1 protein-coding gene is annotated in these 306 nt (G+C 50.7%); it reads left to right on the forward strand.

Going from position 1 to position 306, the window contains the following annotated elements:
* Positions 1-306 (forward strand): NAD(P)/FAD-dependent oxidoreductase (locus NI465_RS16620; RefSeq protein ID WP_435575065.1); only part of this gene is annotated, 306 nt, incomplete at both ends.

Consider the following 306-nt stretch of genomic DNA (forward strand, 5'->3'; position numbering starts at 1 on the left):
TCAGATGAAAAATCACAGGAAGCACCGCACTGGATGGTGCCTAAAACCATGCATAACGATGGCAACTATGTCATCTCGCTCGGCAACGTGGTGCGCTGGTTAGGCCAGAAAGCCGAAGAACTCGAAGTATCGATCTTCCCGGGCTTTGCCGCGTCTGAAATTCTGTATCATGCCGATGACACAGTCAAAGGCATCCAAACCGGTGACATGGGCATTGGTAAAGATGGCGAGCCGACGCATAACTTTACCCCGGGTTATGAACTGCATGCCAAATACACAATTTTCGCTGAAGGCTGTCGTGGTCAC

This window comes from Acinetobacter lwoffii (assembly GCF_024129855.1).
Lineage (GTDB): Bacteria > Pseudomonadota > Gammaproteobacteria > Pseudomonadales > Moraxellaceae > Acinetobacter > Acinetobacter lwoffii_L.